The organism is Streptomyces sp. NBC_01006 (assembly GCF_045162725.1).
Taxonomy (GTDB): Bacteria; Actinomycetota; Actinomycetes; order Streptomycetales; family Streptomycetaceae; genus Streptomyces.
In genome coordinates this window covers 6550324-6575405 of sequence record NZ_CP108700.1, presented here as the reverse complement: position 1 = coordinate 6575405, position 25082 = coordinate 6550324, and the positions used below count along the sequence as shown (strand labels likewise).

The following is a 25082-nucleotide window of genomic DNA, read 5'->3' as shown; positions in this document are numbered from 1 at the left end:
CACCGGCGCACGCGAGGAGCGATCGATGGTCCGCACCGCCCGCACCACCAGCACCGCGGCCGCCGTGGCGGCCGTACTGGCGGCAACCGCCCTGGGCCTGGCCCCCCACCAGGCCCAGGCGGCACCCACCCCCGCCGCGGCAGCGGCTCCGTCGGCCTCGTCCGACCTCAGCTTCCACGACATCCCCGGCTCAGGAGGCATCACCCTCAAGGGCAATGTCTTCGCCCCGGCCGACGCGCAGACCGGCCGCACGTACCCGCTCATCGTGCTGCCCACCAGCTGGGGCATGCCGCAGATCGAATACGTCGCGCAGGCCAAGAAGCTCGCCGACGACGGCTACGTCGTCGTCAGCTACACCTCCCGCGGCTTCTGGCTCTCCGGTGGCCGGATCGAGGTGGCGGGCCCGCCCGACACCGCCGACGTCTCCGCCGTCATCGACTGGGCGCTGGCCAACACCCCCGCCGACGCCGACCACATCGGCCTGGGCGGGGTCTCGTACGGCGCGGGCATCAGCCTGCTGGCCTCGGCGCACGACCCCCGGATCAAGGCCGTCGTCGCGCTCAGCGGCTGGGCCGACATCATCGAGTCGATCTACTCGGGCCGCACCCAGCACCTCCAGGCCGCCGCGATGCTCGGCGGCGCCGGCTACCTCACCGGCCGCCCGGGCCCCGAACTCCAGCAGATCCTCGGCGACTTCCTGGGCTCCCGGCTGGACCGGGAGCCGCAGATGATCGAGTGGGGCAGGAAGCGCTCGGCCGCGGAGCAGATCGACGAGATCAACGCCAACGGCGCCGCGATCATGCTGGGCAACGCCTGGGGCGACACCATCTTCCCGCCCAACCAGTACGCGGCCTTCTTCGAGAAGCTGACCGGCCCCAAGCCCCTGGAGTTCCGGCCCGGCGACCACGCCACCGCCGAGGGCACCGGCCTGCTCGGGCTGCCCAACGACACCTGGACCAATGCCCACCGCTGGTTCGACCGCTACCTCAAGGGCGAGCGCAACGGCGTGGACACCGAGGCCCCGGTGCAGATCAAGTCCCGCAGCGACGAAGGCTACGAGGGCTACGCCGGCTGGAAGTCGGTCGGCTCCGCAGGCACCGAAACGCTCCCGCTCTCCGACAGCGAGCACCTCTTCGCGGGCGTCGACTCGGGCGCCGACGGCGGCGTCATCTTCCTCTCCAGCATCCTGGACCAGTTCGTCAAGGCGCCACCGACCGCCTCCGTCCCGCTCCTCCCCCGCGCCTTCGCCGCCGTCTGGCAGTCCCCGCGCCACGAGGCGGAGCGCCGCATCCGCGGCACGGTGAAGCTGCACACCACCGTCACCCCCACCGCCTCGGACGGCACGTTCGTCGCGTACCTCTACGACGTCGGCCCGCTCGGCATCGGCAAGCTGGTGAGCCACGCCCCGTACACCTTCCACGGCAAGCCCCGGGGCCAGTCCTTCGGCGTGGACCTGGAGCTGTACTCCACCGCCTACGACGTGCCCGAGGGCCACCGGCTCGCCCTCGTGATCGACACCGTCGACCCCCTTTACATCGAGCACAACCCCACCGGCGCACAGCTGACCTTCTCCTCGCCGCGCACCGATCCCTCGTACGTCTCGGTGCCGCTGCGCGAGCAGTGATCTGCGGCTGCTGCCGGGCGGGGCGGCTCTTCGGAGCTACCGTTGAGTGCCCGGCAGCACCGTTCCGGGATCGGCCTCGACGACCTCGACGGCCTCGGTCTTCAGACTGCGCCGCTCGAACCGCGCCACCCAGCCGGCGAACCAGGAGAGCAGCATGCACATCCCGATGTAGATCGGGGAGATGATCATCACGACGGGGATGAACGGCAGGTCGTAGTCGAGGTTCGAGGCGATCAGCTTGCCGGCGTGCAGGAACTCCTCGTACGTGATCAGGTAGCCGAGCGAGGTGTCCTTCAGGGCCACCACCAGCTGGCTGATGATGGCGGGCAGCATCGCCCGGAGCGCCTGCGGGGCGAGCACGAACGTCGTCACCTGGGTCTTGCGCATGCCGAGCGCGTACGCCGCCTCGCGCTGGCCGCGGTCGACGGAGTTGATGCCCGTACGGAAGACCTCGGCGAGCACCGAGCCGTTGTACAGGGTCAGCCCCGCCACCAGCGCCGGCAGCGGCTGGACCTTCAGGGCGACGAAGATGAAGAAGATCATCACCAGTACCGGCATGGCCCGGAAGAACTCCACGCACAAGGTGGCCGCCCAGTGCACCGGCCGGTGCACGGAGAGCCGCCCGGCCGCGAGCACCGCGCCGAGGACGAAAGAGAACACCGAGGCGTACAGGAAGGCCTTGAGGGTGTTCCCCAGCCCCTTGAGCAGCAGTTCCTGGATGCCCTTGTACGTGAAGGGGCTCCACTTGTCTGCGGTGAACTGGTCGGTGTCGAAGAGGAGGTAGAGGATCCAGGCGAGCAGTCCGAGGATCACCACCGTGGAGGCGATCCCGTAGAGGAAGTGCCGGCGCCGGGTGCGCGGGCCGGGCAGGTCGTAGAGGGCGGTGGACTCCGTGTCCCCGTGGAGCGCGTGCGCGGTCATCGGGTGATCCCCCAGCGCTTCTCCAGCACGTTGAAGAGCGCGCTGATGGACAAGGTGATGATCAGGTAGCCGACGGCGATCCAGACGAAGGTCCAGATGATGTTGTAGCCCAGCTCGTTGAGGGTCTTGTACGTGCCCAGCAGCTCGGTGACGCTGAAGGCGCCGGCGATCGCCGAGTTCTTGGCGAGGGCGATCAGCGTGGAGCCGATGGGCGGGATGACGCTGCGGAAGGCCTGCGGCAGCACCACCGAGCCCAGGGTCTGGGTGAAGCTCATGCCGAGGCTCCGGGAGGCCTCGCCCTGGCCCTTGGGCACGGTGTTGATGCCCGAGCGCAGTACCTCGCAGATGAAGGCCGAGGTGTAGCAGCCCAGTGCGAGGACCGCGAACACCTGGAAGGGCAGGACCAGCCCGAACCGCGGCAGGCCCAGCAGCACGGCGAAGAAGAGCAGGGTGAGCGGGGTGTTGCGGAGCACGGTGACCCAGACCGTGCCGAAGACCCGGAAGGAGCCGACGGGCGCGACGCGGAAGGAGGCCATGACGAAGCCGAGGACCAGGGCGAGGATCGAGGCGTAGACCGTGAGTTCGACGGTCCCGAGGAAACCCTTCCAGTAGAGCGGGAAGTTCTGCGTGAGTACGTCCATGGTGGTGGGCTCTCCCCTCAGCTCGCCGGGTAGCGGTCGATGGCGGGCGGCTTCGGGGCGGGTACGCCGGACAGGCCGAGCGTGGCCTCGTACGCCTTCTTCCAGTTCCCGTTCTTCTCCTGCTCCTCCAAGGCGTCGTCGAGGGCGAAGCGCAGGGCGTTGTCGCTGCGCGGTACGCCGATGCCGTAGGGCTCCTTGGAGAAGGGCTCGCCGACGACCTTGAGCTCTTCGGGGACCTTGGCCGCGTAGCCGAGGAGGATGGAGTCGTCGGTGGAGACGGCGTCGACCTGGTAGGTCAGGAGGTTGTCCACGCAGACCGAGTACGTGTCGTACGCGACCAGGACCGCCTGCGGGTACTCCCGCTTGAGCCGCTGGTAGGGGGTGGATCCGGCGGCGGAGCAGACCTTCTTGCCCGCGAGGTCGCCGGGCCCCTTGATCTCCTTCTCGTTCTTGCGCACGAGCAGGGACTGGCCGGCCATGAAGTACGGGCCGGCGAACCCGACCTGCTTCTTGCGGTTGTCGTTGATCGTGTAGGTGCCGACGTAGTAGTCGATCTGGCCGTTCTGGAGGGCCGTCTCGCGGTTGGCGGAGGCGATCGTCTTGAACTCGGTCGTCTTGGGGTCGAAGCCGAGCGAGGCCGCCATCATCTTGGCGATCTCGACGTCGAAACCGGAGTAGCGGCCGCTCGCGGGGTCCTTCTCGCCCAGGTACGGCTGGTCCTCCTTGACGCCGACCACGAGGCGGCCGCGCCGCTTGGCGCGCTCCCAGGTACCGGACTGCGGCAGTTGGAAGCCGGTCGCGACCTTGTACACCGGCAGGTCCTCGGGCTGCGGGCCCTTGACCGGAGGGCTGCCCTCCTTGCCGCAGCCGGCGAGGAGGGCCAGCAGGGCGGCGGCGAGCAGGAGCGGCAGGAGAAGGAGGCGGGCGCGCGGGAGCGCGCCGTGGGTGCGTTTCATCGGCCCGCCCTCAGTGCTTGAGGATCTTGGAGAGGAAGTCCCTGGCCCGCTCGCTCTCCGGGGCGGTGAAGAACTCCTCCGGTGTGCGGTCCTCGACGATCCTGCCGTCGGCCATGAACACGACGCGGTTGGCGGCGGACCGGGCGAAGCCCATCTCGTGTGTGACCACGACCATGGTCATGCCGTCGGCGGCGAGCTGGCGCATGACCTCCAGCACCTCGTTGATCATCTCCGGGTCCAGGGCCGAGGTGGGCTCGTCGAAGAGGAGGGCCTTGGGGTTCATGGCGAGGGCCCGGGCGATCGCGACCCGCTGCTGCTGGCCGCCGGAGAGCTGGGCGGGGTACTTCGGGGCCTGGTCGGCGAGGCCCACGCGGCCCAGCAGCTCGCGGGAGCGCTTGTCGGCCTCGTCCCTCTTGCGCTTCCTGACCTTGACCTGCGCGAGCGAGACGTTGGCGAGGACGGTCTTGTGCGCGAAGAGGTTGAAGGACTGGAAGACCATGCCCACGTCGGCGCGGAGGGCGGCCAGCTCCTTGCCCTCGTCGGGCAGCGGCTTGCCGTCGAGCAGGATCGTTCCCGACTCGATGGTCTCCAGGCGGTTGATGGTCCGGCACAGGGTCGACTTCCCGGAACCGGACGGGCCGATGACCACCACCACCTCCCCGCGGCCGACGGTGAGGTTGATGTCCTGGAGGACGTGCAACGCCCCGTAGTGCTTGTTGACGTCCCGCAGCTCGATCAACGGATCGACGGCCATGCGCTGCCCTGCCCACCTGTCGGAGTCTCGAGGTCAGCGCAAACTATCCAGCGGCGGAAGGGCACTTCCGATCGACACGCCTAAAGGCGACATAAAGCTCAATCGGGTCAGCCTTCGGAGGCTTCGGCGTACGCCTGGGAGAGTTCCGGGGAGCCGGTCATCGCCCAGGACACCCCCGACTCCACCACGTTCAGCTCGCGGCCCGAGGCCAGGCGGATCACCGGCTGGCCGTTGGGCCAGACCTGCCAGGCGGCGCCCAGCTTGGTCCGGATGATCACCGTGCCGAGGTAGAAGCCCGCGTCGTTGCCGAGCCAGGGCACGACCTCGGGGTCCCGGCGCCAGCGGGGCATCAGCTGGTCGAGCGCCTCCAACGAGGCCGGGCTCTCGTCGAGTTCCAGCCCGGCCGCGCGCGCGTGGACGCGCAGCATCTCGCATTCCGAGAACAACTCGTTGACGCCCTCGGGGTCGTCCGCGAGGGCGGCGGCGAGCCCCGCACCCCGTTCCGTTTCGTGCCGGTTCAGCCAGTTGTCCAGGAAGGGGATGTTCATACCGCCCAGCCTGGCACCAGGACCCCGCGCTGGCCACAGGGCGCGCGGGATCCGTCCGCCGCGGCAGGCTAGGGGGCCGGACACGGCCTAGGCGTCCGGCGTCAGGTCCACGACCACCGGCGCGTGGTCCGAGGCGCCCTTGCCCTTGCGCTCCTCGCGGTCGACGTAGGTGTCGGTGACGGCCTTGGTGAAGGGCTCGTTCCCGTAGACCAGGTCGATGCGCATGCCCCGGTTCTTGGGGAAGGCGAGCTGGCGGTAGTCCCAGTACGTGTACGGCCGGTCGTACTTGAGCGGGCGCGGCACCACATCGGAGAGCCCCGCGGCACGCAGTGCCTCCAGGGCGGCGCGCTCGGCGGGGGTCACGTGGGTCAGACCCGCGAAGACCGCCGGGTCGTACACGTCCTCGTCGGTCGGGGCCACGTTGTAGTCGCCGAGCACCGCGAACGGGCGCGGGCCGGCCGCGTCTTCGGCGACGGCGGTGGTCAGCGCGCGGAACCAGTCCAGCTTGTACCCGTAGTGGTCGTGCTCGACCTCGCGCCCGTTCGGCACGTACACCGACCACAGGCGCACCCCGCCGCAGGTGGCGGAGATCGCCCGGGGCTCCTCGACGCCCTCGTAGTCGGGCCCGCCGGGCAGGCCCTTGACCACGTCCTCCAGGCCGACCTTGGAGATCAGGGCCACCCCGTTCCACCTGCCGGTGGCGTTGACGGCCGACTCGTAGCCCAGCTCGCGCAGCTGCTCGTGCGGGAACTGCTCCTCGGAGCACTTGGTCTCCTGGATGCACACGACATCGGTGGCGGAGCTCTCCAGCCAGGCCAACAGACGGGGCAGCCGGGCGGTGATCGAGTTGACGTTGAACGTGGCGATACGCATGCCGTCCAACCTACCGCCCGGCACCGACAGTCACAGTTGCGCGGCGTCCCCGGCGGCGAGCCGCCCGTGGTCGGTGCCGCCCAGGGCCGCGAGGACGTTGTCGTAGATCGGCCGGGCGATGTCCGAGAGGTACGCGTCGTGGATGTCGATGGCCCGGCGCGGCTTGACCTCGCGCAGGTAGTCGATCACCTCGGCGATCTTGTTCCAGGGTGCGTGCACCGGGAGCATCAGGGTGTCCACGGGCGCCTCGGGGACGGTCAGCGCGTCACCGGGGTGGAAGAGCGAACCCTCCACGAGGTAGCCGACATTGGTGACCCGCGGGATGTCCGGGTGGATCACCGCGTGCAGCTCGCCGTGGACCTGGACCTCGAAGCCGGCGGCGCTGAATGCGTCCCCGTGGCCGACCGTGTGCACCCGGCCCGGATAGGCGGGGGCCAGCCGCTCCGCGACGCTGCGCAGCGTCCAGAGCTCGGCCGCCGGGTCGGCGTCGAGGGCGGCGCGCAGCCGGCCCTCGTCGAAGTGGTCGGGGTGCTCGTGGGTGACGAGCAGGACGTCCGCCCCGAGCCCCGCGTCGGGCTCGCTGAAGACGCCCGGGTCGATGACGAGCACGCGCCCGTCCTTCTCCAGTTGGACACAGGAGTGCAGCCGCTTGGTGAGCTTCATGGCAGCAGGCTAGCGACGCTACGGGGTCGCCGTGGACACCACGTAGACCCTCGGCTTGGCCGGGTCCGTGAGGTCGACCGTGACGTCCCGGGTGGGGCGCGGGTTCGGCTGCTCCAGGGTGGTGCCGTACCAGGCGTTGTTCGGGCCCCAGCTCCAGCCCGCGATCGCGGCGTCGTGCGCCCCGACGGAGACCTCTCGGGTCAGCTCGGACCGGCTGGTGCCGACATCGGCCAGGAAGGTGTCCAGGTCGGCGGGGGTGACGGCGAACTGCACGTACAGGCGGCTGGTGCGCCAGTTGTTGGTCTCCAGGAACCCGACCCGCCAGGCCTTCGGCGGGATCGGCACCTCGTAGATGCTGCGCTGCACCTTGGAGGGCCAGCCGGGGCGCACCTTGGTCGCGCCGACCTTGGCGGCCTTGTCGCGGCCGCTCTCGCGGCTCTGCTGGGCGGATACGGCGAGGTAGCCCGCGGGCACGCCGACCAGCAGCAGGATGATGATCGCGGTGATCCAGCGGCGCCGGACGACGTGCTTGCGGTCCTCCGCCGGGTGCGGCGTGCCGCCCTCGTCGGGGGCGGGCGCCTGGCGGGGCACGGAGGGCGGTGTCACTGCGCGTCCCCGTCCCCCAGGTCCGCGGGCTTCGTGTCCGCGGCCTCGGCCTCGGCGGCCTTGAGTTCCGCTGCCTTGAGGTCCGCGGCCTTGCGCTCCGCGGTGGCCGGGGAGTCGATCAGGCCCCACTGCGCGTAGCGCTCGTACCGCTCGACGCGCCGGCGCGTGGCGCGGCGGAAGCGGCGGGCGACGAGCCGGGCCAGGTCGGCGGCCCCGACCATGCCGGCCTCGGGGCCGAGCTGGGCCTTGGCGATACGGGCCTCGGGGCGGTAGCCGCGGCCGGTGAGGTGGCGCCGGAAGGCGTCCCGGGCCGGGCCGATCAGCAGGTCGTCGGCGGCGCTGACGCCGCCGCCGATGACGAAGCAGGAGGGGTCGAGGGCGGCGGCGAGGTTGGCGATGCCGACGCCGAGCCACTGGCCGATGTCCTCCAGGAGCTCGACGCACATGGCGTCGCCCTCGCGGGCCAGCTCGGTGATGAGCGGCCCGGTGATCTCCGATACGTTGCCGCCGACCCGGGCGATGATCTCGTGCGCGACCGGGGAGTCGGCCGCGGCCAGCTCGCGGGCCTCGCGGACCAGGGCGTTGCCGGAGCTGTACTGCTCCCAGCAGCCGCGGTTGCCGCACGGGCAGCGGTGGCCGCCGGGGACGACCTGCATGTGGCCGAACTCGCCGGCGACCCCGAAGCGGCCGCGCTTGACCTGGCCGCCTTCGAGGATCGCGCCGCCGATGCCGGTGCCGAGCGTGATCATGACCAGGTGGTCCTCGCCGCGCCCGGCGCCGAAGCGCCATTCCGCCCAGGCGGCGGTGTTGGCGTCGTTGTCCACCATGACCGGGACCGCGAGCCGGGACTGGAGCGCGTCGCGCAGCGGCTCGTCGCGCCAGGCCAGGTGGGGTGCGAAGAGCACCCGGGAGCGGTCGGCGTCGACCCAGCCGGCCGCGCCGATGCCCACGGCGTGCACGTCGTGCCGGTCGGACAGGTCGAGCACCAGCTCGACGATGGTGTCCTCGACGACCTTGGGGCTCTTGGACTTGTCGGGGGTCTCGGTGCGGATCTTCTCCAGGATGACCCCGTCGGCGTCGACGACGCCGGCCATCACCTTGGTGCCGCCGATGTCGATGCCGACGGTCGGGACGCGCGGGGCGGTCAGGTGCGACCGGCGCTCACGGGTCCCGATGGTCCGCAGGACGGTGCCTCGCGCCGACCCCCGGTGGGTGAGCGTGAAGTCCCGGTACGTGCTCATCGAGTCGTGTCGTCCTCAGGGTGCGGTGGTTCCGGACGCCGGACCGGCTGCTCCGGACGGGTGGTCCGGTCCTGATTCTGCCACCCGCTCCAGTTCGTGGCTCAGCTCGTCCAGCTCGGAGCCGCCCGCCATCTGCCGGGTGAGCTCGTCCAGGGTGATCGAGTCACGGGTGTGGCTGCCGGCCATCGTGCCGCGCTTGAGCAGCACGAACCGGTCGCCGACCAGGTAGGCGTGGTGCGGGTTGTGGGTGATCAGGACCACACCGAGGCCCGCGTCGCGGGCCGCGGCGACGTACTTGAGGACCACGCCGGACTGCTTGACGCCGAGGGCGGCGGTCGGCTCGTCGAGGACGAGGACCTTCGCCCCGAAGTAGACGGCGCGGGCGATGGCCACGCACTGCCGCTCGCCGCCGGACAGGGTGCCGATCGGCTGGTCCACGTCGCGCAGGTCGATGCCCATGCGCAGCAGCTCGGCGCGGGTGGTCTCGCGCATGAACTCCACGTCGAGGCGGCGGAAGGGGCCGCGGCCCTTCGTGGGCTCGGAGCCGAGGAAGAAGTTCCGCCAGACGGGCATGAGCGGGACGACGGCCAGGTCCTGGTAGACGGTGGCGATGCCGTGGTCGAGGGCGGCGCGCGGGTTGGCGAGCGCGGTCTCCTCGCCCTCGATCTCGAAGCGGCCGGCGTCGTGCCGGTGCAGCCCCGCGATGATCTTGATGAGGGTGGACTTGCCGGCGCCGTTGTCGCCGAGGACGCAGGTGATCTCGCCGGCGTGCACCTCCAGGGAGACCCCCTGGAGGGCCCGGATGTTGCCGTAGAACTTGCTGACGTCGGTCATCTTCACGAGCGCCGGCGCCGAGGACTTCTCGTACGGGGTCGCGGACACGGTCTCGGTCATCACTTCGCCTCCGCCCGCTTGCGGACCCATGCGTTGAGCAGCGTCGCCAGCAGGAGCATCGCGCCGAGGAAGAACTTGAACCAGTCCGGGTTCCACTGGGCGTACACGATGCCGTTGCTGGTCATGCCGAAGATGAAGGCGCCGACGGCCGAGCCGATGGCGGAGCCGTAGCCGCCGGTCATCAGGCAGCCGCCGATGACGGCCGCGATGATGTACAGGAACTCGTTGCCGACGCCCTCGCCCGACTGAACCACGTCGAACGAGAACAGGATGTGCTGCCCGGAGATCCAGGCGCACAGGGCCACGCCCATGTAGAGGCCGATCCGGGTCTTGACGACGGGGACGCCGGTCGCGCGGGCCGCGTCCGCCCCGCCGCCGACCGCGAAGATCCAGTTGCCGGCGCGGGTGCGCAGCAGGATCCAGGTGGCGACGGCGACCAGGGCCAGCCACCACAGGATGGTGACCTTGAGCGTGACCGAGCCGACGTTCCACTGCGAGGCGAAGAGCGCGCGGGCGGAGTCGAAGCCCTCCATGTCGGCGATGGTCTTCGTCGAGACGGAGCCGCTGATCAGCTTGGTGAAGCCGAGGTTCAGGCCGGTCAGCATCAGGAAGGTGCCGAGCGTGATGATGAAGCTCGGCAGCTTGGTACGGGTCAGCATGAACCCGTTGAAGAAGCCGATGGCCAGGGTGACCAGCAGGGACACCCCGACGCCCACCCACACGTTGGCGGTCATCTGGTAGCTGAACATCGAGCTGACCAGCGCCGAGGTGGTGACCATGACGCCGGCGGAGAGGTCGAACTCGCCGCCGATCATCAGCAGGGCCACCGGGCAGGCCATGATCCCGATGGTGGAGGCCGAGTACAGGATCGTGCTCAGGCTGGAGGCCTGCAGGAAGCTGGGGGCGGCGATGGAGAAGAAGACGAAGACGGCGGCCGCGCCGACGACCGCGCCGAGCTCGGGGCGGCCGAGCAGCTTGCGGACCAGCGAGGTGGGGGCGAGCCGCTCGTCGACGGCCGTTGCCGTGCTCATCGGCTGCCCCGCTTGATGAACTCCTCCAGCTTGCCCGCCTCGTCGGCGGTCACGATCTGCGGGCCGGTCAGCACGGGGCCGCCGCCGCCGAGCACGTTCGCGTTGTAGCGGTACAGCCAGAGCAGGTCGATGGCCTCGTAGCCCTGGAGGTAGGGCTGCTGGTCGACGGCGAAGCCGAGGGCGCCGGACTTGAGGTCGCGGGCCACGGAGGCGTTGAGGTCGAAGGTGTCCACCTCGGCCTTGCTGCCCGCCGCGTCCTTCGCCTTGACCGCCGTCGGGGCGAAGGGGGCTCCGAGGGTGACGATCGCGTCGACCGACGGGTCGGCCTGGAGCTTCGCCTGAATGGCCGCCTGGACGGAGGGCATGTTGGTGCCCTCGACGTACAGGTTCTCCATCGTTCCGCCGAACGTCTTCTTCGCCCCGGCGCAGCGCTGCTCGTGGCCGACGTTGCCCTGCTCGTGCAGGACGCAGACGGCCTTCTTCCTGCCGCGCTTGGTCAGCTCGGTGCCGACCGCCTCACCGGCGATCTGCTCGTCCTGGCCGATGTGGGTGAGGGCGCCGTACTCGGCGGACTGCGCGGATCCGGAGTTGACCGTGATCACCGGGATTCCGGCCTTGACCGCCTTGCCGATGACGTCCTTGAGCGCCTCGGGCTTGGCCAGGCTCACCACGATCCCGTCGACCTTCTGGTCGATGGCGTTCTGCACGAACTGGGCCTGCTGCTGAGCCTGGTCGTCGTGGGCATAGACGAAGTTGATGTTGTCCTTCGCCGCGGCCTCCTTGGCACCCTTCTGGACGATGTCCCAGAAGGTGTCGCCGTCTCCCGCGTGCGTGACCATCGCGAAGGTCCAGCGCGGGGTGGACACGGCGGGCCGGCCCGCCTGGGCGGCCTTCGCCCGCTCCTCGGCGCGCTTGCCGCCCGTGCTGCTGCAGCCCACGAGGGAGGCTCCCAGTACCGCCGCGAGCACAGCGCCCACGACGCGTACCCCTGTCCCAACCCTAGCCACGTCTGCGTGCCCTTCCCTCGTCCTGTGTCTTGTGCGGTCCGCTGCTGTCAAAGCGGTCATTACGGTTCCAGCCGCTCAGTATCCGCCACAGTGGACCATGTGCGGTCATCGGGTCCTTCGAGCCCATCTGGGCCATACGGGTGCTGTCGGGCGGATTGACAGCCCCCGGTGAGGGGGTCAGGTTGATTGCATGCGCATCGGGGTGATCGGAACGGGCCGGATCGGCTCCTTCCACGCGGCGGCACTGGCCCGCCACCCGGACGCCGGCTCGCTGCTGCTCGCCGACGCCGATCCCGCGCGGGCGGCGCGCCTCGCCGACCGGCTGGGGGCGACCGCCGCCCCGTCCGTGGAGCAGGTCTTCACCTGGGGCGTGGACGCCGTGGTCGTGGCCTGCTCCACCGACGGGCACGCCGAGCTGGTCCTGCGGGCGGTCCGCGGCGGGCTCCCGGTGTTCTGCGAGAAGCCCCTGGCCACCGATCTCGCCCGGACGCTGGCCGTGCTGCGCGAGGTGGGCGCCGCGGACGGGGTGCTCCAGCTGGGCTTCATGCGCCGCTTCGACGCGGGCTGCCGCACCGCCCGGGAGCTGGTGCGCTCCGGAGCCCTGGGCCGGCTGCACACCGTACGGACGATGACCGCCGATCCGGCGCCGCCGCCCGCCGCGTACCTGGCGACGTCGGGGGGTCTGTACCGGGACTGCCTGGTGCACGACTTCGACATGGTCCGCTGGGTGACCGGGCACGAGGTGACCGAGGTGTACGCGACGGGCTCCGACGCGGGTCCGGCGGTCTTCCGCGAGCTCGGCGACGTGGATACCGCCGTCGCCGTCCTCACCCTGGACGACGGGACCCTGGCCACCTGTACGGGCACCCGCTGCAACGGCGCCGGGTACGACGTGCGGATGGAGCTGGCCGGGGATCTCGACCAGGTCTCCTCCGGGCTGGACGACCGTACGCCGATCGCCTCGACCGAACCGCACGGCCCGCCCCCGGCGAGCAAGCCCTGGACGGGCTTCCTGGAGCGGTTCGCCCCCGCGTACGAGGCGGAGCTGGCGGCCTTCGTCCGGCTGGTGCGCGGCGAGGGCCCCAACCCGTGCGACGGCCGGGAGGCGCTGGCCGCGCTGCGGATCGCGGAGGCGTGCGAGCTGTCGCGGCGGGAGCGGCGCCAGGTCCGGATGGCGGAGCTCCCGGACCTGTAGGGGCGCCGGGGACCCGGGCGGGGGCTGTACGGAATCGGCCACGGGCGGCGGCTACCAGCGCACCGGGAGCCGGGTCACGCCGCGGATCAGACTGCCCCCGATGTACGTCGGGGCCTCCTCGGCCGGGTCCTCGGCCAGGTCCGGGAAGCGCTCCAGCAGGCCGCGCAGCGCGATGCGGCCCTCCATGCGGGCGAGCGGGGCGCCGATGCAGAAGTGCAGCCCGTGCCCGAAGGCGAGGTGGCCCTGCGGGGCGCGCCGGATGTCGAACGCGTCGGGGGCCTCGTACCGCCCGGGGTCGCGGTCCGCTCCGGCCAGCGATACGAGGACGGTGGCCCCGGCCGGGATGGCGGCGCCGCCGAGCTCCATGTCCTCGCGGGCGTAGCGGTAGGTGGTGTTCTGCACCGGGCCGTCGTAGCGGAGCATCTCCTCGATGGCGCCGTCGAGCAGGCCGTCGTAGTCGGCGCGCAGGGCGGCCAGTTGGTCCGGGTGGGCCAGCAGGGCGCGCGTGCCGTTGGATATGAGGTTGACGGTGGTCTCGTGGCCGGCGATCAGCAGCAGGAAGGCCATGCCGATCAGCTCGTCGGGCGACAGCGCGTCGCCGTCCTCGTCGCGGGTCCGGATGAGGGCGCTGAGCAGGTCCTCGCCGGGGTGCTCGGCCTTGGCCTCGACGAGCTCCGCGAGGTAGTCGCCGAGCTTCTGGTGCGCGGTGGTGCTCGGCGTCACGGAGGTGGGCGCGAGGACCTCCTTGGACCAGTGACTGAAGCGCTCGCGGTCCAGGTCGGGGACGCCGAGGAGTTCGCCGATGACGGTCATGGGCAGCGGGAAGGCGAGGGCCTTGACCAGGTCGGCCGTGCGCCGCGGGCGGGCGGCCATCGCGTCGAGCAGTTCGTCGGTGATCCGCTGGACGCGGGGGCGCATGGCCTGCACGCGGCGCAGGGTGAACTCGCGGGCGACCATGCGGCGCAGCCGGGTGTGGTGCGGCGGGTCGGCCTCCAGCATGTTGCTGTTGGCGGGGGTGGTCGCGATGCCCGGCAGGACCTCGTCGGCGGTCCAGTTCTTCAGCAGACCCGGGTGGTTGAGGGCCCGGCGGGACTCTTCGTACCCGACGACCAGGAACGTGGGCGCGTACTCGGCGGCGGTGACCTCGACCTGGTGCACCGGGCCCGCGGCGCGCAGCCGGGCGTAGAAGGAGTACGGGTCTGCGTGGAAGTCGGCGTCGTTCACGCTGATGTCCGGTTGTGGCATGCGGTCAGATTAATGTGACCGCTCGGTGCTGGGACCATCGATTTCCGGTCACGCGTCCGACATTGGACGACTGTCGAGGTCGTACGAGGTCATCCGGCCACGGCACGACGGCCCCAGGCGGTGCCGCCGAGGACGAGCGCGGCGCCCGCGAACCCGGCCGGGCCGAGGTGTTCGCCGCCGACGGCGATGCCCGCGGCGGCCGCCCACAGGGGTTCGGTGCCGAGCAGCAGGCTGACGCGGGAGGGCGAGGAGCGGCGTACGGCCCACATCTGCACGAAGAAGGCGAAGAGCGTGCAGAGGACGGAGAGGAAGGCGAGCCCCGCCCATTCGGCGGGCCCGAAGGCGGCGGCCGTCGCCCAGGGGCTGTCGCCGGTGCCGGGTACGGCGGCCAGTACGGCGAAGACGAGGACGGCGCCGCCGAGTTGCACGGTGGTCAGCGACAGCGAGTCGGCGTCCTGCACGGACTTGATCCGCGCCATCAGCAGGACGTGCAGGGTACGGGCGAGGGCCGCGCCGAGGATGAGCAGGTCGCCGGCGCCGGGGACGGTGAACCCGGCGCCCTGGGTGAGCAGGACGACGCCTGCGACGGAGGCCGCGGCGCCCGCGAGGAAGGCTCCCGAGGGGGCCTCGCGGCGTACGGCGGCCTCGGCGAGCGGGGTGAAGATCATGGTCAGGCTGATGATCAGCCCGGCGTTGGTGGCGGAGGTGTGGACGACACCGTACGTCTCCAGCAGGAAGATCCCGCCGAGTACGAGGCCCAGCAGGCCCGCGCCGGACAGCTGCCGGGCGGTGAGCGCCCGCAGCCGCTGCCACCCGGCGACGGCCAGTACGGGCAGTACGAGCGCGAAGCGCAGGACGAGGACGGCGATCACGGTGTGGGCCGTGGTGATGCCCTTGGCCGCGAGATAGCTGCCGCCCCAGACGACGGCGACGGCCAGGACGGGCAGGTCGGCGAGCCAGGCGCGGCGGGGGGCTGCGGTGCGTGCGAGCAGGGCGGGCGAGCTCACCAGGGACTCTCCATCGGCGTGAAGCGGGTGGAGACTTCGGCGGCTCCCTCGGGCGCGGCTCACCGTACCGGAGCCGATCATGGCGGTCGAACGGTTTCACCGGGGCCCGCCCGGGGCCCGCCCGCCCGGGCCCCGGTGGGCGGTGGCCGGGTCAGACGAAGGTGCCGAAGGTGGCCCGGCCCGTCGGACGGTAGGTGAGGATGGCCGTGCCGTTCGGCGTCGTGCGAGACGCGGCCAGCTCGTAGGCCGTCGGCAGCCCGCCCGTGGGGAACAGCCGCTGCCCGGCGCCCAGGAAGACGGGGAACACCAGCAGGTTCAGCTCGTCCACGAGGTCCCGCACCAGCAGCCACTGGGCCAGCGCCCCGCTGCCGTGCACCTGGAGTTCCCGGCTCCCCTCCAGTGCGTCCTTGACCCGCATGATCTCGGCCTGGAGGTGTTCGCCGTCGATGACCGTGGTCCCGGCCCAGGCCGGTTCCTTGAGCGTGGTCGAGGCGACGTACTTCGGCAGCCCGTTGAGCCGGGTCGCGATCGGGTGCGCGGGGTCGGTCACCTTCGGCCAGTAGTCGGCGAAGATCTCGTACGTGCGGCGCCCGAGCAGGAAGGCCCCGGCCCGGTCGAACACCTCGTTCATGAACACCCCCATGCCCTCGTCGCTGAACGGCACCAGCCAGCCGCCGTACGCGAACCCGCCGCTGGGGTCCTCTTCCGGGCCGCCGGGGGCCTGCATGACGCCGTCGAGGGTCACGAAGGTGGTGAGGGTCAGCTTGCCCATGGTTCTGCGCTCCTTGTGTCCGGTGTCTGCTGCACGTGTTCAGACTCCCGGGCGCCCCGGAACTCATCGGGGCGACGCGCACGAACGCGACGTCCGATTCCCGCCAGCGCCCGCCCCTCGCCGCTCGTTTCATTGAACCCGCAACGACTTGTCGGACGAGAGCGGGGAGAAGACCATGAGCAGCACGGGCACGGTGGCACTGGTGACCGGCGGCAGCCGAGGCATCGGGGCGGCCACCGCCCTGCGACTGGCGCAGGACGGGGCCGACGTCGCCCTCACGTACGTCCACGGCGCGCAGGCCGCGGCCGAGGTCGTGGCCAGGATCGAGGCGCTCGGCCGGCGCGCCCTGGCGGTCCGGGCCGACGCGGGCGACCCGGCGCAGGCCGTCGCCGCGGTTGCGGAGACCGTACGGGGCCTGGGGCGGATCGACACCCTGGTCAACAACGCCGGCGTCGGCGTACTCGGGCCGCTGGACACCCTGACCCCGGCCGATGTGGACCGGGTACTGGCGGTCAACGTGCGCGGCGTGTTCCTGACCACGCAGGCCGCGGCCGCCCGCATGGGCCCCGGCGGACGGATCATCACCATCGGCAGCTGCATGGCCGCGCGGGTACCCGGCCCGGGCGGCACCCTGTACGCGATGAGCAAGGCCGCGCTGACCGGCCTGAACAAGGCGCTGGCGCGGGAGCTCGGCGGGCGCGGCATCACCGCGAACCTCGTGCACCCGGGCCCGGTGGACACCGACATGAACCCGGCGGACGGCCCCCACGCCGCCGCGCAGAGTGCGCTGACGGCCCTCGGGCGCTTCGGCACCGCACAGGAGGTGGCGGGACTGGTGTCATTCCTCGCGGGCCCGGACGCCGGCTTTGTGACGGGCGCCGAGTTCGCGGTGGACGGCGGCCACGCCGCGTAGCCGTCCGGCGGCCACGCGGCGTAGCCCCGGGGGTGTCGGCCCCCGGGGCGGTCACGGGGAACCGGTCGGCGTCAGCCGCCCAGCTCCTGGTGGCGGGCGGTCAGCGCGGCCGCGCCGGCCTCCGTCAGCGAGCCGTACAGGCGCAGGCGGGAGAAGCCGCCGTCCGGGAAGATGTCGATGCGGACGTGGGTGCCGACCGCCGGGGTGTCCAGAACGAAGCGGTGGTTGGTGTCGGGCTGCAGGCGGGTGCGCGGCAGGAACTCCGTCCACTCGCCCTCCTCGCCGGACTTGACGGACAGCGAGGCCCAGCCAGCCGAGTTGCCCTTGAGGTAGGCGGTGTCGATCTCGACGGCGCGGATCTCGGAGTCGGCCACCAGCTGGTAGCGGATCCAGTCGTTGCCGTTGTCGCGGCGGCGGGCGGTCTCCCAGCCGTCGTCCATCTTGCGGGAGCGGCCCGGGTTGATGGTGTTGGTCGGCGGGGAGTAGAAGCGGTTGGAGGCGTCCTGGACGGAGCCCCCGTTCTCCAGGGCGACCACGTCGAACGTGCCGAGCGCGGCGAGCCACTTCGGGTCGGGGCGGACCTCGCCGTACACGCGCAGGCGGGCGATGCCGCCGTCCGGGTGCTGGTTCAGGCGCAGGTGCGTGAAGCGCTGCTCCACGTCGACCTCGAAGCCGTTGGCCGCGTGGCCGCCGACGGGGGTGCGCGGTACGAGGGTCGTCCACTTCACGCCGTCGGAGAGGAGCTCCTGCGCGGTCGGGGAGCCCTCGACGGAGGTGGCCTCCACCGAGACGGCCTGCGGCATGTTGCCGCGGAAGTGGGCGGTGTCGACGACGATGCCGCGGATGACGCCGGGGGCGCCGAGGCGGATCAGCGCCCAGTCGTGGTCCTCGGCGGTCGGCCAGGGCTGCCCGGCCGAGACGCCGCGCCGGCGGCGGGTCTCCCAGCCGTCCATGACCTTGCCCTTGTGGCCGAAGTGCTCGGGGTCGAAGTGCGCGGCCTCCTCGACGAGCAGGTTCTCGCGCTGGGCGAAGAACTCGTCGTTGGCGGCGAGGACGCCCGCGCCGAGCTGACGCGCGGCGAGGTTCGCGTGCTGGGTGAACGGGAAGTCCGCGGTGCGGTAGTCGGCGTACGGGTCGCCGCCCCCGTACGGGTTCGCGTTACCGGTGAAGGATTCAATCGCCACTGGTCAGTTCTGCCTTTCGAGGAGTCGGCCCGTGGGCTCGGTCGGGGTGCCGTGGTCGGCGATCTGCGTACCGCGCAGCCAGGTGGACTTCACGACGCCGTGCAGGGTCTTGCCCGCGTACGCCGTGACCCGGTTGCGGTGGTGCAGTTCCGCGGGATCCACGGTGAAGGTCTCTTCGGGGGCCAGCACGGCGAAGTCGGCGTCGCGGCCGGCCTCGATCGCGCCCTTGTCGGCGAGGCCCGCGAGCGCGGCCGGTGCGGCCGACATCCAGCGCACGACGTCTTCAAGGGTGCGTCCGCGGCGGCGGGCCTCGGTCCAGATGGCCGGCAGCCCGAGCTGGAGGGAGGAGATGCCGCCCCACGCGGTGGCGAAGTCGTCCGTCTTCAGGTCCGCCGTGGAGGGCGAGTGGTCGGAGACGATGCAGTCGATGGTGCCGTCGGCGAGCGCGTCCCACAGCAGGTCCTGGTTGGCGGCCTCGCGGATGGGCGGGCAGCACTTGAACTCGCTGGCGCCGTCGGGTACTTCCTCGGCCGTGAGGGTGAGGTAGTGCGGACACGACTCGACGGTGATCTTGACGCCCTCCGCCTTGGCGGCGGCGATCAGCGGCAGCGCGTCGGAGGAGGACAGGTGCAGGACGTGGACCCGCGCGTTCAGCCGCTTCGCCTGGGCGATCAGGTTCCCGATCGCGGTGTTCTCGGCGTCGCGCGGGCGGGACGCGAGGAAGTCGGCGTACTTGGGGCCGGGCACGACCGGAGCGGAGTCCAGGTGGTGCGGGTCCTCGGCGTGCACGATCATCAGGCCGCCGAAGCCGGTGATCTCGGCGAGGGAGGTGGCCAGCTGCTCCTGGTCGAGCTCGGGGAACTCGTCGACGCCGGAGGGCGACAGGAAGCACTTGAAGCCGTAGACGCCGGCGTCGTGCAGCGGGCGCAGGTCCTTGACGTTGTCCGGCAGCGCACCGCCCCAGAAGCCGACGTCCACGTGCGCCTTGGTCCGGGCGACCTCCTGCTTGACGCGGAGGTTGTCGACCGTGGTGGTCGGCGGCAGGGAGTTGAGGGGCATGTCGAGGATCGTGGTGACGCCCCCGGCCGCGGCGGCGCGGGTGGCGGTCCAGAAGCCCTCCCACTCGGTGCGGCCCGGGTCGTTCACGTGCACGTGGGTGTCGACCAGGCCGGGGAGCAGGACGTCGTCGCCGAAGTCCTCGAACCGGGCGCCGGCCGGTACCTCGGCGTCGTGCGGCAGTACGGCGACGATCTTCCCGGCGGCGACGGCGACCGAAGCGGCGCGCGTCCCCTCGGGGGTGATGACGCGAGTCGAGCGCAGTACCAGTTCCACGTCGTCGGACACGCCGGAACCTCCCCATCTACTTCCACAGAGCGAAATTCAACGTTCTGTTGACGGAGTCTCGCCGCCGATCCGGGGCCCGTCAAGAGCGGCCGGACAGAGCACCGACACACCGCTGCCGCAATTGGATGTTTCCACAGGATGGAATTAAGATTTCACTATCCAGAATGTAGCTACCGCCACCGGGGGGCGGACGGGTAACTTCCCGAGGAGGTCCGCGACCCGGACAAACCCCCTCTGACCGGCGGGGACGGCTTCGACCCGGCTCTAGGGCCGACGCCGACCGACCGGTAGGCTGCTTCCTTGCCTGCCAGCACCGAAAGGACCGCGCCGTGCCGACGTCCAGCGCCAGCACCACCGACGCTTCCGCGAAGCCCACCGCCGCCAGCGGTGGCGTTCAGTCCCTTGAGCGCGCCTTCGATCTGCTTGAACGCATGGCCGATGCCGGGGGCGAGGTCGGCCTCAGCGAGCTCTCCACCGCCAGCGGTCTGCCGCTGCCCACCATCCACCGCCTCATGCGCACCCTGGTGGCATGCGGCTACGTCCGGCAGCAGCCCAATCGACGGTACTCCCTCGGCCCCCGCCTGATCCGCCTCGGCGAGTCCGCGTCGCGCCTGCTGGGGACCTGGGCGCGGCCGTACCTCGCCCGCCTGGTCGAGGAGACCGGCGAGACGGCCAACATGGCCCTGCTCGACGGGGACGAGATCGTCTACGTCGCCCAGGTGCCGTCCAAGCACTCCATGCGCATGTTCACCGAGGTCGGCCGCCGGGTGCTGCCGCACTCCACCGGCGTGGGCAAGGCGCTGCTCGCGTACACGCCCGCCGACGAGGTACGGGCGCTGCTGGCGCGCACCGGGATGCCGGCCGCGACCGAGAAGACCATCACCACGCCCGAGGGCTTCCTGGAGGCCCTGGAGCAGGTCCGCAAGGTGGGCTACGCGGTCGACGACAACGAGCAGGAGATAGGAGTCCGCTGCCTGGCCGTGTCGGTGCCGAACTCGCCGACCGCCGCCGCGATCTCCATCTCGGGTCCGGCGGGCCGGGTGACCGAGGCCGTGGCCGAGTCCTTCGTGCCGATCCTGCAGAACGTCGCGGCCGAGCTGTCGGTGGCGCTGCAGAGCCAGAGCCCCGCGTAGGCCCCGTACGCACGTGAAGGCCCCGGCCCCCTCGCAGCAGAGGGGGCCGGGGCCTTGGCGTACATACGGGCGCGGGCGCTCAGGCCGCCGGGACCGTCTCGGACTCGGAGTCCGTCAGACGGCCGTCCGCCATCGTCGCCGTCCGGTCCATCCGCTCCAGGTGGGCGTGGTCGTGGGTGACCAGCACGGTCGCGGTGGAGCGCTCGCGGGTCAGCGTGACCAGCAGGTCGAGGACGGCCGCCCCGCGCTCGTGGTCCAGGGCGCTCGTCGGCTCGTCGACCAGGAGCACGGCCGGCTCGTTCATCAGGGCGCGGGCGATGTTGACCCGCTGGCGCTGGCCGCCGGAGAGCTGGTGGGGCCGCTTGTCGGCCTTGTCGGCCAGCCCCACCGCGTCCAGCAGTTCCAGCGCCCGGCGGCGCAGCGCCCGCGAGGGGCGGCCCGAGAGGTGGGCCATCACCTGGAGCTGCTCGGCGGCGGTGAGCGAGGCCAGCAGGTTCGGCTGCTGGAAGACGATGCCGATCTTCTCACGGCGCAGGGCCGACTTCTCGGCCGCGCTCAGCCGGGCGGTGTCCTGGCCGGCCACCACCACCTGCCCGGAGTCCGGGGTGACCAGGGTGGCGGCGACGGCCAGCAGGCTGGACTTGCCCGAGCCGGAGGGCCCGATCACCGCGGTCAGGGTGCCCGGGGGCACCTCCAGGCGGACCCGGTCGAGGGCGGTGAGCCGGCTCTCGCCGTCCGGGTAGGTGAGCGTGACGTCGTGCACGAGCAGGGTCATCGGGCGCTCCCGAGGGCGGTCAGGGGGTCGACGGCGGTGATCCGCCGGATGGACAGGGCCGCGCCCAGCGCGCCGAGCGCGATCATGATCGCGGCGGGCGCCAGCACGGTCGCCGTGTCGAGGACGAAGGGGACGTTGCCCCCGCTGATCAGCGCGCCGAACCCGGCGGCGAGCGCCGTACCGAGCCCGGTGCCGATCGCGAGCATGACGACGGCCTGGCCGAGGGCGTCCTTCAGCAGGTACGGGGTGGAGGCGCCCAGTGCCTTCAGTACGGCGATGTCACCGCTGCGCTGGATCGTCCACACGGTGAAGAAGGCCCCTATGACCAGGGCCGAGATGGCGAAGAGGAAGCCGCGCATGAGCTGGAGCGAGCCGTTCTCGGCCTGGTAGGACCCTATGGCGCCGAGTGCCTGGTCGATGGTCTGCGCCTTCGTGCCGGCCGCCTCGTCGCCGGCGGCGAGGTCCGCCGACCCGGAGGTGTCGAGCGCGATCACGGTGGCGAGGGTGTCGATGGAGGTGCCGGGGTTGCCGATGCGCTGCCAGTCGTTCAGGTCCATCCAGACGACCGGGGTGTGGCTGTAGGCGGCGGTGCCGGAGACGGCGGCCACGGTCAGTTCCAGCGGGCCGATCTTCAGCTTGCCGCCCGCGCCCAGGCCGCCGAGCTCCTTGGCGGCCTTCTCGGTGAGGACCACCTGCCCCTGGGCGAGGCCGCTGCCGCGCGGCGGGAGGGGGCCGGCCGGATCGACCCCGAAGACGGAGACCGCGGCGGTGCGGGCGCCCGCCGACGCGTTGGTGGTGCGGATGCCGAGCGGCTCGGCGGACTTCACCGCGGGCTGCGCCCGCCAGGCCTGCCAGGCCTTCTCGGACACCTGGGAGTTGGTGAAGGACACCTTCTGGTCCGCGGCGGGCGCGGCGAAGGCGAGGTGGCCGGCGGGCAGTCCGGTGACGGCCGAGATGTTCTCCCGGGCCAGGCCGGCGGTGAGCCCGGACAGCAGGCCGACCAGCAGCGTGATCAGCAGTACGACCGAGCCCATGAGGGCGAAGCGGCCCTTCGCGAACCGTAGATCTCTCCATGCGACGAACATGATCCCCACCCTGGTCTTCCGCGTGGACACAAGGCATCGCGCCACGGTAGCGATCCTGGTATCGAACGACGCATCCGGACATCAAACTTTCGATTGACCGGGCCCCGCCGACCCGCGCTTACGCTGGTCGGGCCATGGCCACTGCTCCTGAATCCCCCGCTCCGCGCCCCCTCACCCCCGTCTCGCGCGTACTGCGCCTGTGCCTGCACGCGCTGCTGTTCGGGCTGCTCGCGCTGGCCGCCGGGCGGGCCGTCACCGACTCCGCACCGGAAGCCGGCTGGGTGGTGGCCGCCTGCGCGGTGCTGGCCACGGTGTACGCGGGGGGCGTACTGGCGCCCGCGGTGCGCCGCTCGCCGCGCGCCGGGGCGGTGTGGCTGGCCGGGCTGGGCGCGGCCTGGGCGGGGCTGCTGGTCCTCTCCCCCGACGGGCTGTGGATCGCGTTCCCGCTGTACTTCCTGGAGCTGCACCTGCTGCGGCTGCGCTGGGGCATCGCGGCCGTCGCGGTGACGGCGTGCGCGGCGATCGGCGGCTTCCTGGCGCACGCGCAGAGCAGTGCGGTCTCGCCGGGGGCCTTCCTCGGGCCGCTGCTCGGCGGGGCCGTCGCGGTGGCGACCGTACTGGGCTACCAGGCGCTGTACCGCGAGAGCGAGCGCCGCCGCGAGCTGATCGAGGAGCTCATCGCCACCCGGGCCGAACTGGCCGCGGCCGAGCGGAACGCCGGGATCCTTGCGGAGCGGGAACGCCTGGCCCGCGAAATCCACGACACCCTGGCCCAGGGCCTGTCCTCGATCCAGCTCCTGCTCCGCGCGGCGGAACGTTCCCTCGCCGAGGTCGGCCCCGCCGACCCCCGGGCGGCAGCCCTCGCGCACATAGCGCAGGCCCGGGAGGCCGCCCAGGAGAACCTCGCGGAGGCACGTCGGTTCGTACGGGCGCTCACCCCGCCCGACCTGGAGCACGGGTCCCTCGCCGCCGCGCTGGAGCGGCTGTGCACGGCCGCGCCGGGGCCGCGGGTCCGGTTCTGCCTGAGCGGCCCGCCCCGGGTCCTGCCCACCCCGTACGAGGTCGCCCTGCTCCGCATCGCCCAGTCGGCGCTGGCCAACGTCGTCCGGCACGCCCGCGCGGACCGCGCCGAGATCACCCTGACCTTCATGGACGCCTCGGTGACGCTGGACATCGTCGACGACGGGAGCGGCTTCGACCCCTCCTCGGCGCCCTCCGGCGAGGGCGGGTTCGGGCTGCCCGCGATGCGCTCGCGGGCCGAGACACTGGGCGGGCTGTTCACCGTGGAGTCCGCGCCGGGCCAGGGCACCGCCGTGGCCGTCACCCTGCCGCTGCCCCTGGAGGCATCCTCATGACGATCCGCCTGCTGCTGGCCGACGACCACCCGGTGGTCCGGGCCGGGCTGCGCGCGGTGCTGGACACCGAGCCGGACTTCGCGGTGGTCGCGGAGGCCGCCACCGCCGAGCGGGCGGTGGAACTGGCCGCCTCCGAGCCGGTGGACGTGGTCCTGATGGACCTCCAGTTCGGTACGGGCATGCACGGCTCGGCGGCGACGGCGGCGATCACGGCCCGGCCCGGGGCGCCCCGGGTCCTGGTGCTGACCACGTACGACACGGACGCGGACATCCTGGCGGCGGTGGAGGCGGGCGCCTCGGGCTACCTGCTGAAGGACGCCCCGCCGGAGGAGCTGGCGGCGGCGGTCCGCACGGCGGCGGCGGGCCAGTCGGCGCTGGCCCCGGCGGTGGCCCTGCGCCTGATGGACCGCATGCGGACGCCGGCGGAGGCACTGACGAAGCGGGAGCTGGAAGTGCTCCAGCTGGTCGCGGACGGCCTGTCGAACCAGCAGATCTCGAAGAAGCTCTTCCTGAGCCAGGCCACGGTCAAATCCCACCTGGTCCACATCTACGCCAAGCTCGGCGTCGACTCCCGCACCTCGGCGGTGGCCACGGCCGCCACCCGCCGCCTGATCCGCACCCCGTAGCCGCCGCGGGTGCCGGCGCTCGCCGGGAGACAGCGCTCCCCCGGGGATACCCCGCAGGGTGGGGCTACCCCCCGCGCGGACACACCGGGCGGCAGGCGGGTGCCCGGTATACCGGCCCGGAAGCATGGGGCGTACCGACTCCCGACCAGAGAGCGAGTCCTCGTGCACACCACCGCCAGGCCTGCCCCCACCGCCACGCCGGGCCCGACCGCCCCGCCGTCGGCCGTCCGCACCGCCTACGCCCTGTGGCTCACCGCGGTCGCGGCCGGCGCCTTGGAAACCGCCCTCGCCGTCGGCCGCATGGCGGCCGACGGGACCGGCTCGGCCGCCGAGATCGGCGTCGGGCTCGCCGTCCGCCTCACCGTGTTCACCGCCGCCGTCCTCATCGCCCGCCGGATGCGCACCGGAACCCGCTGGGCCCGGATCACCCTCGCCATCGGCCTCGGCGTCCTCGGCACTGCCTCCATGGTCGCCCAGCCCCTCGGGTACCTCCTGGACGGCGGGTCGACGGCGGTTGCGCTCCAAGGGGCCGACGCCCTCGACCTGGTCTTCGGCGCCAGCCGGGCCGTCCACGTGGCTGCCGTCCTCACGGCTGTGTTCCTGATGTTCCGTCCGGCGGCCAACGTCTACTTCCGCGCCGTCCGCAACCCGGCCCGGGCCGCCTAGGCCGTGTCGTCAAAGTCCCTTCC

General features: G+C 71.9%; 26 protein-coding genes. 7 read left to right on the top strand and 19 right to left on the bottom strand.

Annotated features, from left to right (window positions below; translation table 11 throughout):
- Positions 1-25: 25 nt before the first annotated feature.
- Entirely contained in the window at positions 26-1624 is a 1599-nt protein-coding gene (locus OG509_RS29805) for a CocE/NonD family hydrolase (RefSeq protein WP_406185664.1), read from the top strand.
- 36 nt (positions 1625-1660) lie between these two features.
- Here OG509_RS29805 and OG509_RS29800 read toward each other — a convergent pair whose 3' ends face one another.
- The 12 genes from OG509_RS29800 to OG509_RS29745 form a co-directional block, all read right to left on the bottom strand.
- On the bottom strand, positions 1661-2545 hold the full coding sequence (locus tag OG509_RS29800; RefSeq protein ID WP_406185662.1) for an amino acid ABC transporter permease: 885 nt from the start codon (positions 2543-2545) through the stop codon (positions 1661-1663).
- Positions 2542-3186: an amino acid ABC transporter permease gene (locus OG509_RS29795; protein WP_406185660.1), complete on the bottom strand. Its 645-nt coding sequence runs from the start codon at positions 3184-3186 to the stop codon at positions 2542-2544. Before OG509_RS29795 ends, OG509_RS29800 begins: the two co-directional genes overlap by 4 nt.
- A 17-nt stretch (positions 3187-3203) precedes the next feature.
- Entirely contained in the window at positions 3204-4142 is a 939-nt protein-coding gene (locus OG509_RS29790; RefSeq protein WP_406185659.1) for a glutamate ABC transporter substrate-binding protein, read from the bottom strand.
- Positions 4143-4152: 10 nt separating this feature from the next.
- Positions 4153-4896 (bottom strand): amino acid ABC transporter ATP-binding protein, encoded by a 744-nt coding sequence (locus OG509_RS29785; RefSeq protein ID WP_134070034.1) that lies wholly within the window; start codon positions 4894-4896, stop codon positions 4153-4155.
- 107 nt (positions 4897-5003) lie between these two features.
- A complete protein-coding gene (locus tag OG509_RS29780; RefSeq protein WP_134070037.1) occupies positions 5004-5444 on the bottom strand; it encodes a DUF6278 family protein in 441 nt (146 codons plus the stop codon).
- 87 nt (positions 5445-5531) lie between these two features.
- The gene (locus OG509_RS29775) at positions 5532-6317 is read right to left on the bottom strand and encodes an exodeoxyribonuclease III (protein ID WP_406185657.1); all 786 of its coding nucleotides are present in this window, start codon (positions 6315-6317) and stop codon (positions 5532-5534) included.
- Positions 6318-6347: 30 nt separating this feature from the next.
- Complete coding sequence (locus OG509_RS29770; protein ID WP_406185656.1) at positions 6348-6980, bottom strand: MBL fold metallo-hydrolase; 633 nt, start codon at positions 6978-6980, stop codon at positions 6348-6350.
- Between the two features lie 18 nt (positions 6981-6998).
- A complete protein-coding gene (locus OG509_RS29765) occupies positions 6999-7571 on the bottom strand; it encodes a hypothetical protein (RefSeq protein ID WP_385590919.1) in 573 nt (190 codons plus the stop codon).
- 11 nt (positions 7572-7582) lie between these two features.
- Positions 7583-8827, bottom strand: coding sequence for an ROK family glucokinase (locus tag OG509_RS29760; protein ID WP_406185655.1), 1245 nt, complete (start codon positions 8825-8827; stop codon positions 7583-7585).
- 15 nt (positions 8828-8842) lie between these two features.
- The gene (locus tag OG509_RS29755) at positions 8843-9721 is read right to left on the bottom strand and encodes an ATP-binding cassette domain-containing protein (protein WP_406185654.1); all 879 of its coding nucleotides are present in this window, start codon (positions 9719-9721) and stop codon (positions 8843-8845) included.
- The gene (locus OG509_RS29750) at positions 9721-10752 is read right to left on the bottom strand and encodes an ABC transporter permease (protein ID WP_030155264.1); all 1032 of its coding nucleotides are present in this window, start codon (positions 10750-10752) and stop codon (positions 9721-9723) included. The genes OG509_RS29755 and OG509_RS29750 overlap by 1 nt, the downstream gene beginning before the upstream one ends.
- Complete coding sequence (locus OG509_RS29745; protein ID WP_385590913.1) at positions 10749-11729, bottom strand: sugar ABC transporter substrate-binding protein; 981 nt, start codon at positions 11727-11729, stop codon at positions 10749-10751. Before OG509_RS29745 ends, OG509_RS29750 begins: the two co-directional genes overlap by 4 nt.
- Positions 11730-11949: 220 nt before the next feature.
- Between OG509_RS29745 and OG509_RS29740 the strand changes: the two genes are divergently transcribed.
- Positions 11950-12954: a Gfo/Idh/MocA family oxidoreductase gene (locus OG509_RS29740; protein ID WP_403727792.1), complete on the top strand. Its 1005-nt coding sequence runs from the start codon at positions 11950-11952 to the stop codon at positions 12952-12954.
- A 51-nt stretch (positions 12955-13005) separates the two neighbouring features.
- On the opposite strand, the gene OG509_RS29735 is transcribed toward OG509_RS29740, so the two are convergent.
- The 3 genes from OG509_RS29735 to OG509_RS29725 all read right to left on the bottom strand — a co-directional run bounded on the left by OG509_RS29735 (position 13006) and on the right by OG509_RS29725 (position 15978).
- The gene (locus tag OG509_RS29735; RefSeq protein WP_406185652.1) at positions 13006-14199 is read right to left on the bottom strand and encodes a cytochrome P450; all 1194 of its coding nucleotides are present in this window, start codon (positions 14197-14199) and stop codon (positions 13006-13008) included.
- An 89-nt stretch (positions 14200-14288) separates the two neighbouring features.
- Positions 14289-15206: a DMT family transporter gene (locus OG509_RS29730; RefSeq protein WP_406185650.1), complete on the bottom strand. Its 918-nt coding sequence runs from the start codon at positions 15204-15206 to the stop codon at positions 14289-14291.
- A 151-nt stretch (positions 15207-15357) separates the two neighbouring features.
- Positions 15358-15978, bottom strand: coding sequence for a dihydrofolate reductase family protein (locus tag OG509_RS29725; protein ID WP_406185648.1), 621 nt, complete (start codon positions 15976-15978; stop codon positions 15358-15360).
- 175 nt (positions 15979-16153) lie between these two features.
- On the opposite strand from OG509_RS29725, the gene OG509_RS29720 reads away from it, so the two are divergent.
- Entirely contained in the window at positions 16154-16891 is a 738-nt protein-coding gene (locus tag OG509_RS29720) for a 3-oxoacyl-ACP reductase family protein (protein WP_406185647.1), read from the top strand.
- A gap of 71 nt (positions 16892-16962) precedes the next feature.
- Here OG509_RS29720 and alc read toward each other — a convergent pair whose 3' ends face one another.
- Positions 16963-18075, bottom strand: coding sequence for an allantoicase (gene alc / locus OG509_RS29715; protein WP_406185645.1), 1113 nt, complete (start codon positions 18073-18075; stop codon positions 16963-16965).
- 3 nt (positions 18076-18078) lie between these two features.
- Entirely contained in the window at positions 18079-19419 is a 1341-nt protein-coding gene (gene allB, locus OG509_RS29710) for an allantoinase AllB (protein ID WP_406185643.1), read from the bottom strand.
- 329 nt (positions 19420-19748) lie between these two features.
- Here allB and OG509_RS29705 point away from each other — a divergent pair, with 329 nt between their 5' ends.
- Positions 19749-20552, top strand: coding sequence for an IclR family transcriptional regulator (locus tag OG509_RS29705; RefSeq protein ID WP_406185641.1), 804 nt, complete (start codon positions 19749-19751; stop codon positions 20550-20552).
- Between the two features lie 79 nt (positions 20553-20631).
- On the opposite strand, the gene OG509_RS29700 is transcribed toward OG509_RS29705, so the two are convergent.
- Together OG509_RS29700 and OG509_RS29695 are read right to left on the bottom strand one after the other, a co-directional pair.
- The gene (locus tag OG509_RS29700; RefSeq protein WP_406185640.1) at positions 20632-21327 is read right to left on the bottom strand and encodes an ABC transporter ATP-binding protein; all 696 of its coding nucleotides are present in this window, start codon (positions 21325-21327) and stop codon (positions 20632-20634) included.
- On the bottom strand, positions 21324-22412 hold the full coding sequence (locus OG509_RS29695; protein WP_406185638.1) for an ABC transporter permease: 1089 nt from the start codon (positions 22410-22412) through the stop codon (positions 21324-21326). Before OG509_RS29695 ends, OG509_RS29700 begins: the two co-directional genes overlap by 4 nt.
- Positions 22413-22546: 134 nt before the next feature.
- On the opposite strand from OG509_RS29695, the gene OG509_RS29690 reads away from it, so the two are divergent.
- The 3 genes from OG509_RS29690 (at position 22547) to OG509_RS29680 (ending at position 25059) form a co-directional block, all read left to right on the top strand.
- Complete coding sequence (locus OG509_RS29690; protein WP_406185636.1) at positions 22547-23767, top strand: sensor histidine kinase; 1221 nt, start codon at positions 22547-22549, stop codon at positions 23765-23767.
- Positions 23764-24393, top strand: a complete 630-nt coding sequence (locus tag OG509_RS29685) for a response regulator transcription factor (protein WP_053786679.1) — start codon at positions 23764-23766, stop codon at positions 24391-24393. Before OG509_RS29690 ends, OG509_RS29685 begins: the two co-directional genes overlap by 4 nt.
- Positions 24394-24555: 162 nt before the next feature.
- Complete coding sequence (locus OG509_RS29680; RefSeq protein ID WP_406185633.1) at positions 24556-25059, top strand: hypothetical protein; 504 nt, start codon at positions 24556-24558, stop codon at positions 25057-25059.
- Positions 25060-25082 lie beyond the last annotated feature (23 nt).